We start from the raw sequence: 11,083 nt of genomic DNA, 5'->3' as shown, positions 1-11,083 counted from the left end.
AGAAATCCTCCCGTTTCCCGCGACAGGTGCAGACCGGATTTTGCCAGATGCCACAAGGCTTGCAGAGGATTTCATGCTAAATTCTACCCACACTCTTTCACGAAGACCCAAACAAATCGATCTTGCGTTCCTTGGTGTAGATGCCGTGCTCGGACAGGATCAACGGACAGCCGGTGCGCTCTTTCAGCAACGCGCCGAGCAATCCGGCATAGCCGGTGGAGACGGTGTGGAACGCGCGCACCGGAATGAAGTTGCGCGCGATCTCGGCCAGCATCCACACCGGCGCATGCATGGAACGCACGGACCAGAAGTAATCGACGAAGGACGGATCGCTGCAGTGCTGCTGATATTTTTCCTTGATGAACGCCCAGGATTCTTCGCCATACAGAAAAGTGTCCAGACCCGCCCCGCCGCCTTCGCGCATCTCGGGAATCAGTTTGCGGAACGTCTCCAGGCCATCCTGATGCGTGGCGGGAAAACGGAAACATTCGTGCATGTGCCGGACATCGGCGAACACCTTGGTATCTCCCTTGATCTGCCGCACCCGCGGCAGATCATGCTTGCTGTTCAGGTAATGGACTTCCAGATGTACCACGTTGTCCGGCAGCGCATATTTCAGGTCGCCGTAATCCTCCGGCCGGCTGCCGATGAATATCAGGGCGAACGTGTATTGCGGAAACCCGCGAATGATCTGGTTGACCCAGCTCGACACCCCCCCGGCAACGTAGGGGAATGTGCCTTCCAGCAACAACCCGATGTCGGCAGATTGGGCGCGCGGGAAATTCCTGTTCTTCATAGTGCGTACGCTTTCGACAAAGATGTTTCAGTTTCGCCTGTCCGGCGCATCCAAAAATTGGCCGCCTTCGCCATCATCGGCGTAACCCGGAAAGCAGAAAGGCTGGTGAGTTGGCTGTGTACGGTGGCATAATCGCCGCGATCAAAAGCGATCTCGATGAGATACGGCAACGCGCGAAACTCCGGCAAACCGGATGCCACCGCCAACGCCAGCATCCGTTGCGCTTCAGCCGGGGATTTCAGCTCGTACAGGATGCGCCCCTTTAGAAACAGCATCCCGCTATCGCGTGGTGCCAATGTCAGCGCGGCATCCGCATATCCCCGCGCCTGATTCAGGGCATGAATGCGCAAATCCCCCTGCGCCAGCCCGGCATAGACCAATTCCCAATACAGTTCGGCCAGCTGCTTGTTGCCGATCAGTTTCAGGTCGGGGCTTTTTGCCTCCTTCAGATTGCCCAGTTCGCTGTGTATCCGGGCGGTAATTTCTTTTTCGCGGCCATCGAGCAGACCGTAAGCAACCAACCGGATGTCGTCCGAAGCATCATCCAGCATATCGCGCAGCAGGGGACTGGAAATCCGCGCTGGAATACCCTGCAACGCCAGCAGCGACTGCAACCGTTGCGGGGTCGGAATGGATATGTGCGCCAAACGAGACCTGATCGCGCCCTGGCTGAACTTCGCGTCCGGCTCGCGCAGCGACAGCACGAATTCCGGGAGAACAAGCTTGGCGAACGGATGTGCGATTTTCTCGGGGCGGCGAAAGCCCGCCAGCACGACCGTGGCACACACGCCAATCATGCCCAGCACCGGGACAAAGAAGGCAAAATTGAACCAGAGCAGCAACAGGGGCGTGCGCGGATAACGAAATTGCACGGGTATCAGCAGCCAGCCGGCCCCGGCCAGCAACAGACTAGATACCAGGTGCACCCATAGAAAATCGTACAACACGCTGTCGCGCAAACTGCCCGGCCAGAGCGTCGCCAACGCGGTTAGCTCCAGCACTATCGCCATCACTAGCACCATCAACGGCATCAGTGTCGTCAATAGCATCCTAGGCATGCGACGGCTCCAGAAGTTGATGCAGGGTTGCGAGCGGATCCGCTTGATCCAGACCGATCCGGATCGGCGTCAAGGTCCATTCTTCATGCACGACCGCCCCGTATTCCCGCAGCATATTTTCGATCCGCAACAGATAGCCTTCCACCGCCGCCGCGCTCGTCAAAGGCATCAGGTTTACGTTCCAGATTCGTTCTCCCACGATCACTTGCCAGGCAATATCCAACCCGCGCCGTACCTGGGTCAGACCGGCGACGACCTGACGTCCACGCTCGTCATTGCTGAAAGGCAGTGCCACGATGTAACTGTCGATGCCGAAATCACGTTGCAGCCGCAGCAGGCGCGGGAATTCGGCGGCGAAATCAGGCGGTGCTTCCGGCAGCATCGCCTTGAACTGGCGCACCCCTTCGGCTTCATCCACACAGTCCGCGTAGTAGCCCAGCATCACCGATAACATGTGCAGATTCTCCTCATTGAGCGCGAGGAAAGGCATCCGCTCGATGGCCAGGATGCCCTGCAAACGCCGGCTACTGCTCAAAATGGGGGCCACGACCACAAAGGGAGAAGCGAGTGTCTCGTTTGTCACGTCCTCGACCTGCAGATGGGACAGGGATTGATGTTCCAGCGCATGGCGCAGCAAAGGATCGGTTTCCCGTAACGCGGGCGGCTCGCCCACCCGGCTCACACAGACATAGCCACGCTCGATCGGCACGTAGATTGCCGCCGACACCAGTTGGCAATATTGCGCCAGCAACTGGAGCAGGACGTCCGATGCGGGCATTGATGTATCGTCCCGCTGCAATGCCAATTGGCGCAGGTTACCCAGGGCTTGGCGCAGTGTCGCCGGTTTGAGTAACATTTCCTGTTCCATGCGGTCGTGGGAAAGACGAAGCAGAAGGTGGCGCGAGGTGATGCGGCTGAGACGCGCGTCCAGATAACGATTGGTTTCTTCCGCCCGACGCAAACGCGCGCTCCATGCCGCGCTGAATTCGCCGCACACCAGCACCAAAATCAGGCCGCCCAGAAAGAATTGCTCGGGAAATGCCGCATGGGACTCTGCCGAGTAATCCATCCATTTCCAGATGGCGATCAACAGCAGCGACGAGATAAAGCCCGGTGCCACGCCATAGCGCAGCGCAACCAGTACCGGCGCCAGCCAGACCCAGGGAAACTCGCCACGCACCTGGAACGGATTGTCATGTTGAAAAAAGATACCAGCCGCGACCGCCCCCAAGGTGATCGCCACGGTTTCCAGCCACGCCAGGCGATGCTGGCGCAGCGGCGCCACCAACCGGTGGAAGTGCTCGATGAATTTATCGCTGCCGGCGAGCATCTGGGATTACTCGATCGGCGCTTCGGACAACATGTCCTTGATCACCTTCTGGGCGACCGCGCTCAACGCCTCGCGGCTCCAGCCGCTCTTGGCTGCCACCGAGCTCCACACCACTCGCTCCCCCTCCTTGAGATCGATGATTTGCAGGGCCATGCCGACCGCAGGTTCGCCATCGATGCCGACCTTGTAATGCCATTCATCCACCGCGCCTGTCACCGCATAGCGCGCGCCCTGCTCGCGCGCCCAACCCAGGGCATCCTCCACCACCTTGCGCTCGGCCGGCTCGAACAGACTGTCCTGATTGAGCAGCGCCGGATAACGGAGCAGATTGCCGATATTGGCGCCGCGCAGCAGCACCTCGGTGATCGCCTCCGCCCGCAAACCCGCCTGCGGCACCTCGGTGTGGTTGACAATGGGCAACAAGGCCCATTTTGCATTACGGTCCAGCGGCGTGGTAGCAGCCGATTGATCCAGCACCGCACAGGATGAAAGCATGGACAGCACAAGCACGATGCATAATTTGAAGGTCTTCATTTTTCCCCCTGGATTAAGTTACACGTTAAAAACATCGTTCAATCAAAATATCGGCGGTAGGTCACGGCAAATTCATGGCTCAAACCGTTGATCAGATTCGCCCCGCCGCGCTCTTGCCGCAGCGTCAAGGCAAGTTGATCTTCACCGATGAGCGCGCCCGCCACGCCGAACATCGAGGTATAGCCCTGCCCGCTGACCGAATTCCAGGTGGTGCAGTAATCCAGATAAGGTCGCCATGCCCATGTATAGGTGTTGCGCACGCTATCGCCGAACCCCGTGCACACGCCATAAAGGTCCGTGTCGGCGGGCAGCGCGAATGCCGCGATTGCACTTTGGCCGAACCGGGTGTGGGTGCCGTTCACACGCACCCCCCAATCGGGATACTCGGTGCGCACCCGGTAACCGAATTCCCAGGCGAGATGCTGGCCATTACCCAGGGCGGCGCCGTTTTGCGTGCGGTAGCGCGCCCATGCCGATTCCACTTGCAGATATTCGCGCTTGCTGAAGGTGTAGTGCACTCTGGCCGCAAGCTGATTGCGCATGCCGAACAGTTGCAGCTCGGTGGATTCAGTGGCGGCGGCATTGAATTCCGCCCCCAACAGCACGTTCAGACGCGGCGCAAACTTGAGCGCATGGGTCAGATGCGCTTCTGTCGCGCCCGCAAATTCATTCCTGCGCCGCAACGCGAATTCAGTGTCGCCCGTTGCACCGCGGTGTTTGAGTAACAGCCCCGCCACGCGCTCTGTCGGCGGCGAGACGCCAAAGGCGGGCAGCTCATTATTGCGTTGCGATGCCTTGCGGTATTCGGCTCCTACGCGCCAAGCGCGGGCGAGCGGCATATCGACCCGGACTTCGCGAATCAGGCGATGCAGGCCGCCGATTTTCTCGGTACGCCATCCGATGTCAAGCGCACTGGCAGTAGCCAGCGTATCTTCGGTTAGCCGCTGATGGATCTCGTTGTTTTCCGGATTGTCCGCCAGCCCTTGATGGATCAGAGTTTGCGCCTCGGCACTCCGCCCCAGCGTATTGGCGGCGTCGTGGTGCGTCAGCATGGACAGACCGCCGCGCGCTCCATCCAGCAAGGCGGTGAGAGAGGCCGTGTCCTGATCCGCTATCGCGACCGAGGCTTGCGCCCACTGCGGGCGATCGAGCGCTTGCGCATAGCGCTGCCACAACCATGCTTTGGCATTAGCCGAGTGTTCCTGCGAGACCGCCCACCCCAGCACCAATTCGTTCACGCGACGATCCACTTCCACCTTGTCCGTATTTAACGAGAGCGGCCATGCCATCGACATGCCATTGACCTTGCGCCGCACCAGTTCACCCCGTTCGAGCAACCGGTCCTGACGCAGCACCTCGCGTATCAGCGCCAAAGCAGGATCACCCGGCGCGTTCTGCAGCGCCATTTGCGCCGCCCCCAGCAACGCTCTGGAGTAGGGAGGAACAGGGAGACTGCCGGCAAAACGATCGCGCACCAGTAACCAGGCGTGCCGCCGCACGCGGGCCGCCATGCCCGCCTGCCGTGCCTGCTCCAGCGCATCGGCGTAGTTCATCAGCCACAGAAAATCCTGTTTGCCCTGCTTGAATTGACGGCTGTAATACGCGACGGCACGCGACGGTTGATCCAGCGCCTGATAGGAAGCGGCCAATACGCCCCAAAGCGCCGGGGTGTTTTGATCGCCCCGTGCAATGACCTGCGCCAGCATGGCGCGCAAGCCGGGCAAATCATGGCTGTTGATCAGAAACCACAGATCGCTCTCCACGCGCCCGGACTCGTAAGACGCAATGTCGAACACCCGGTGATAATCCTTGCGCGCCGCTTCGAATTCGCCTTGTGTCAACCGGTATTGCGCACGCAATTGATAGAAGCGCGCGTTGCCGGAAACATCCAGCTGACGATCCAGAGCAGCGCGTTCGAACAGCCGTTTTTGGGCCGGCATATTGCCGGTGTCCGCGTTGATTTCCAGCGCCAGCAACAACATGTCGCGTTCGCCGTAGCGGCGATACGCCAATTCGGCGAGCGTCGCTTTTTCTTCGGCTTGAGTGTCCTCCAGCAAATAGATCAGGCGACTGAAATCTTCGCGCGCCAGACTTCCCGTCTGCGCCAGACGTTGAAAGTTCTTTTTGGCGTCGGCATCCTGCTGCAAATGCCAAGCCAGTTCGGCCAGGAATTTCCAGTAGGTGATATCGTCTTCCTTCACGCGGTCGCGGTTGGCCTGCAACAGGTCGTACGCTGTGCGGTATTGCCCTTGGCGCAAATACAGATTGGCGAGTTGCTTGTGCCAGGCGGTGTTGCTGCCATGCGCTTGCAGCAGGCGGACATACAAGGCGATCGCGAGCGCATCCTCCCCACTGCGTTCGGCCAGACGTGCCGCGAGTTCCAGTTGCATCTGCACCCGCTCCCTGGCATACCGCCTCTCGAAATAGGCGATTCCTTCGCGCTGGCGACCGGTGCGCTCAAACAACCCGGCCATGTTCTCCCACTGCGCGGCATCCAACGCTTGCCGGTCGGCGATGCGCTTCCAGGCATCCAGCACCGCCTCATATTCGTTCAGGGACGGTGCCAGTCGGAGGACGCCACTGAGCGCCTCCATCGTTTCGTGATCGCGCAGCAGCCAGCGCCATTCACGCAAGGCAATTTTCGGACGATCGGTCCATTCCGCAATCTGGGCCAAACGCCGGTGCCAGTCTGCTTCGCCCGGCGACTGCCGCACGGCCGCTTCAGCGACCCGGTACGCGTCTTCCAGCTTGCGATTTTCGACGAACACCTGGTAGGCCAGCTCATACTCTTTCTTGACATAGGGGCGCATTTTGGACGGCGCAGCCTGCGGCATTTCGTCAGCCGCCTCCGCGTTCGAAATGCCGAGCCAGCTCAAATCCATCTGCTGCCACCGGGCCACGACCGGCCCGACTTGCCCCGCGAGATGCAACAGCTGTTTGGCATAACGCACCGCACGCGGCTGATCGTTTGCCGCGCGCGCCGTCTTGATCAATTCGTATAGCGTTTCGGCATCGCGCTCCAGCGCACCCAGATGGCGGTCGATCCCCTGCATCGCCTGCAACAACAAGTTGCCGGAGATCAGCGCGCGTATGCCCGCCAAAAAATATTCGCGCCGCCTGGCAAGTGTGTCGGCCTTGTGGCGCGCGATGAAATACAGGTGGGCCGACAATTCGTAATCGCCTTCGCCCAGCATCTGATACGCCATCACGGACAATTCCTCCGCCGACATTTGCGCGGAGGCATCGGTAATGCGCTGATATAACAGCAGACTAACGCCCCGCTCGCCCAATTGGTCCGCCTGCCCGGCCAGATAGATCAAGGTTGGCAACGGCCACGGCAACCGATGCAGCTGTAGCAGCGCATCGCTGCGGCGCCGGCGCAGTTCTGCACGTTGCGCGGAACCGGGGGCGCTTTGCAAAAACTGGCCGGTCAATAATTTATACTCGACCAACATCCCTTGCGCTCGCCAGACAGCGGATGTGCTGTGGAGCGCCGGAGCGAGCAGTTCCTGTAGGCCGTCATACTCGCGCAGGAAGAGGCGGTGCTCGGCCAGAAATACACGCAATTCCAGATTTCCCGGGTCGGCTTTCAGCAGATTGTTCAGGTAGCTGACGGCCAGCGCATCGCCCAGTTTTTGTTGCGTTGCCTGCCGCACCAGATCCTGCTTGGGAAAGATCATCACCAGCGGGACCATGACCATCGCGGCGAATCCAGCCAATGTCCACGCGGACATCAGCGTCGGCCGCACACGGGACAGATTAGCGCGGGCAGTGAATTCGGAGCTGGTCGATGACATGACTAGAGGTGAAGAAATAGCTGACGCCGTTATGTGCCGAGTCTGCCCGGATCGCGCGTCCGTCGGCCTGCACGCCACAGCGTGCGCCCAGGGATAGCTCGAATTGCAGCGGCACGTGTCCGCGCAAAGCCAGCTTCACTGTAGTGCCATCCGCCGTCTCGCTGGAGGTGACGCGCTCGATGCGCGCATTGGCAGAGACAAGATAGGGTGCGGCAGTCGCAACGGGGCGGAAGCGGATGCTCGCTTCGCTCCCGCCAAGATGCAGATAGTGCTGGTTGTCGTAGCGGTTGAATCCGGCCACGCCGCTGTCCGCGTGGATCACCGGCTGGCCGAGCGACACCGGTGCGCGCAGTTCGCGCAATTCACCGCTCCCGCGCACCCGCCAGCCCTCGCGCGTGCGCGCCACCACCATTTGGTTGAAGTCCTGCACTCGACGCACGTAATCGGAGACATGCACTGGCGTGAGCGGCTGTGCCAGCGCCCATTCGAACACGCGCTCCAGCGCCTTGAGCGAAGCAGGTTTGCTGGCGGAATAGGTATGGAAATAGACATCGACAGGTTTGAGGCGATAGGGCGCGTCCGTCATCTCGTAAGTCTCGATGACGCGTTCATAGCCATAGAAGGGGCCCAGCCAGTTATTGGTATAAACGTTCTCGTTCTGGTTGGGCGCATAAACCTGAAATACACCGCCCTTGGCGACGCCCAGCGGGGCGACCAGCGTCAGCGTTGGGAAACTGCGCGTAATGGTGGTTTCGCCGCCATTCATGCTCGCGACACCGGCCTGCGCGGCGAGCGCCAATGCATCGCTGCCGATGTTGGTATCGCCGGTCCACAAAAAGACTTTTACTTTTTTCCCGGGCGGCGCCAATCTCGTTTCGATGTACGCGATCGAGCCGGCGATCTCTTGTTGCAGATCGAATTCATAATTATTCAGCTTGAGGTGGTAGCCCTCTTCTTCCGGATTGGCGACAGCTTTTCTCCAGTAGAAAGGGTGCGACAAAGAATGGCTGGCAATCTCGACGTGCGGCAAGACGAACATCGCGCGCGCAATCCCTTCCAGCGCGGCGGACTGCGCCGGATACAAACCGTCGGGCGCGATCTCGCCCTGGATGACGGACAGCGTCATCGGCACGGGATATTTTTTCAGTATCTGTTTGAGCAGCACGTCCGCGGCGTAAGGCGCGCCGGGGAATTCGCCCCGGTTGGCAAATCCGTCGCCATCCATATGCACCATCAACACGCGCCGACCGTTTTCCGTCGTCACGTCCGGCACCGGCATGTCGGGCAACTTCAGCGCGCGCCGCAAAAATTCGATCGGATTGATCACCCAGCGCATGTTCCTGGAAATATCCATGGCCCGACCATCGGTCCGTACACTAGGCAATTCGACCAGCACCTGCGGATTCAGGGCATAACCGCCCCAGCCAGTCAGCGCGATCGCATCCTGCTGCTCGTTGCGTTCGTTGGCCAGTGTCAACAATACGTTTGCATCCCGTGCCAGCACGGGGAAAAACGCCGTGCGATCCAATACCGGCTGCGCTTCGAAACCGACCAGCGCATCGCGCTGCACGACATGCAAGCGCATGCGGGTGTTGGCCGGTTTTGAATATGCCAGACCGAATTCTGCCGCATCCCCGTTACCGAACAGGAATGCGCCATCACCCAGAATAACGATCGGGATGCCGGCTTTTTTTTGCCGCGTCAACCAGGCATGCAACACCGCCCCTTCCCTGCCCGCAGCCCGATCCAGCCAGACCACGATCCCCGCGTAGCGCCCGGTCAGTGGTTCTGCCGGCAAGGTGCGCCGCGCATCCAGATATTCTGCGCTGTATCCCAGATAGTTCAGCGGCATCGTGGCGTAGTGCAACACGCTGGTGCCGTTCAAATCGTATTCGGTATTCGCGCTGTTATGCACCATCAGCACCTTGCGCGGCATCACCTCGATCTCGCCCACACCAAGCATATCCAGCTCGGGATTGCTCACCCAGGGAATGAATCCAAGATCGCTGATCCTGGCCGCCGTGGCACGCGCCAGATCGCGCTGGCCTGGCGGTACATAGTCGATGGACAACACCGGAAGGTGGTAATCCTGGCGGATGTGGTTCAATTGCCCCAGCAACCATTCACGATCGACAGGCGGCACCGCAACGAAATGCTGTTGCGCGGCATCCCAGCGCTGGAACAATGATTCGGCCGCCACCGCATAGACGTCCTGATGCACCTGTGGCAAAATCTCGAAGCCGCGATTAAAGATCAGTTTTGCTTGCGGATAACGCCGCTTCAATTCGCGGATCACCGCGATCAACCCCGCTTCCTGGCGGACCTTTTCTGCCGCCGTCTGGGTGTGAAGCCGGTAGGAATCGAGCGTATCCAGGAAGAATCCACGAAAGCCCGCCTCCCACAATGGTTTGATGACGCGCTCGGCGAAGAACGCCGGCCACTCCGGCTGCGCTTGGTCAACCACCATGCTGCCCCAGTCGGGGTTGTTCCCCAACTTCCAGGCGGACGGGATATCCCTTGAATAGTCACGCTCGGGCGAAACCTCGCCCACCGCCACATAGGCGAAAAGCGCGGTCCGTTCAGTGCTGTACAGCGTTGGATCGGGGACATGTAGCGGCTCCACCACGACCGCATCGAACGCATGCAGTTCGTCCCAAGGTGGGTTCACCCCGTAAAACACGGCGATGCTGGGTTGCGCGGCGAACACCAACGCGGATGCCAGCATCAGCACTTGAAAACAGATCCATCTACACCAAAAAAGGGCCGGATTCGAACCTCTCACGCCGAGGCTTCCAGGAGTTGCTTCAGACCATCTGCCAATGCCGTCATGGGCGGAGGATTAAGTTGTGCCATCATCTTGCGCGGCGTCGCACGGGAATGGCGAATATCGCCGGCGGCCGGGGGTTCGTGACGAATCTTCGGCGTGCAGCCTGCACATTGCGCCAGCGTGTCGATCAGTTCCAGCAGCGTCACGCTATGCCCGGTCGCGATATTGCAGACGCCCTCGGCTTCGCCCATCAATGCGCGCTTGTTAATTTGCGCGACATCCTTCACGAAGATGAAATCGCGCGTTTGTCCACCGTCGCCAAATACGCGCAAGGTGTCGCCCTTGGCCATCGCCGAAGCAAAGCGACTAATGACACCCGCATAAGGCGATGCCGGGTCCTGACGCGGGCCATAGACATTGAAGTAGCGCAGCCCCAACGATGAGACCCGATACAGCCGGTGGTATAACGCCGCATATTGATCGTTGATGGATTTTTTCCAGACCGTAGGGCGATAACGGCGCAACGGGAGAGGTTTCATCCAGCGGCAATTTTTCCGGCGCGCCATAGACCGCGGCACTGGAGGCGTACACGAAACGTTTCACGCCGACGCAGCGCGCAGCGTCAAATACGTTCAGGAACCCGTGGATGTTGTGTTGACTGGACCCGACCGGATAGGCCACCGAGGCCGGCGGGAGTGTCAGGATTTTTGTGTTTGAGGCGGGTTGAGACGTGCCCACATCAGGTTCGCCGGAATGCATTTTACTGGATCGAACGGATAAAGCGATCATCGTACAGAATGG

At 59.9% G+C, this 11,083-nt stretch carries 7 protein-coding genes and 1 pseudogene; all 8 read right to left on the bottom strand.

The window, feature by feature from the left end:
- Positions 1–97: 97 nt before the first annotated feature.
- Positions 98–796 (bottom strand): GT4 family glycosyltransferase PelF, encoded by a 699-nt coding sequence (pelF, locus tag ACKTSJ_RS10445; protein WP_407899993.1) that lies wholly within the window; start codon positions 794–796, stop codon positions 98–100.
- Positions 793–1,854 (bottom strand): tetratricopeptide repeat protein, encoded by a 1,062-nt coding sequence (locus ACKTSJ_RS10440; protein WP_407899991.1) that lies wholly within the window; start codon positions 1,852–1,854, stop codon positions 793–795. Before ACKTSJ_RS10440 ends, pelF begins: the two co-directional genes overlap by 4 nt.
- On the bottom strand, positions 1,847–3,184 hold the full coding sequence (locus ACKTSJ_RS10435; RefSeq protein ID WP_407899989.1) for a PelD GGDEF domain-containing protein: 1,338 nt from the start codon (positions 3,182–3,184) through the stop codon (positions 1,847–1,849). Before ACKTSJ_RS10435 ends, ACKTSJ_RS10440 begins: the two co-directional genes overlap by 8 nt.
- Positions 3,185–3,190: 6 nt before the next feature.
- Positions 3,191–3,718, bottom strand: a complete 528-nt coding sequence (locus ACKTSJ_RS10430; RefSeq protein WP_407899987.1) for a penicillin-binding protein activator LpoB — start codon at positions 3,716–3,718, stop codon at positions 3,191–3,193.
- Between the two features lie 38 nt (positions 3,719–3,756).
- Positions 3,757–7,452, bottom strand: coding sequence for a tetratricopeptide repeat protein (locus ACKTSJ_RS10425; protein ID WP_407899985.1), 3,696 nt, complete (start codon positions 7,450–7,452; stop codon positions 3,757–3,759).
- 25 nt (positions 7,453–7,477) lie between these two features.
- Complete coding sequence (locus tag ACKTSJ_RS10420) at positions 7,478–10,240, bottom strand: bifunctional glycoside hydrolase 114/ polysaccharide deacetylase family protein (protein ID WP_407899995.1); 2,763 nt, start codon at positions 10,238–10,240, stop codon at positions 7,478–7,480.
- 53 nt (positions 10,241–10,293) lie between these two features.
- Entirely contained in the window at positions 10,294–10,821 is a 528-nt protein-coding gene (locus ACKTSJ_RS10415; protein ID WP_407899984.1) for an NAD-dependent epimerase/dehydratase family protein, read from the bottom strand.
- 16 nt (positions 10,822–10,837) lie between these two features.
- Positions 10,838–11,041, bottom strand: a pseudogene (locus ACKTSJ_RS10410) (NAD-dependent epimerase/dehydratase family protein); the annotation flags it as partial.
- Positions 11,042–11,083 lie beyond the last annotated feature (42 nt).

Origin of the sequence: Ferrigenium sp. UT5, from assembly GCF_045866295.1 — a bacterium.
Classification (GTDB): Bacteria; Pseudomonadota; Gammaproteobacteria; order Burkholderiales; family Gallionellaceae; genus Sideroxyarcus.
The sequence above is the reverse complement of the archived record's forward strand: the minus strand, read 5'-3'. Positions and strand labels throughout refer to the sequence as shown.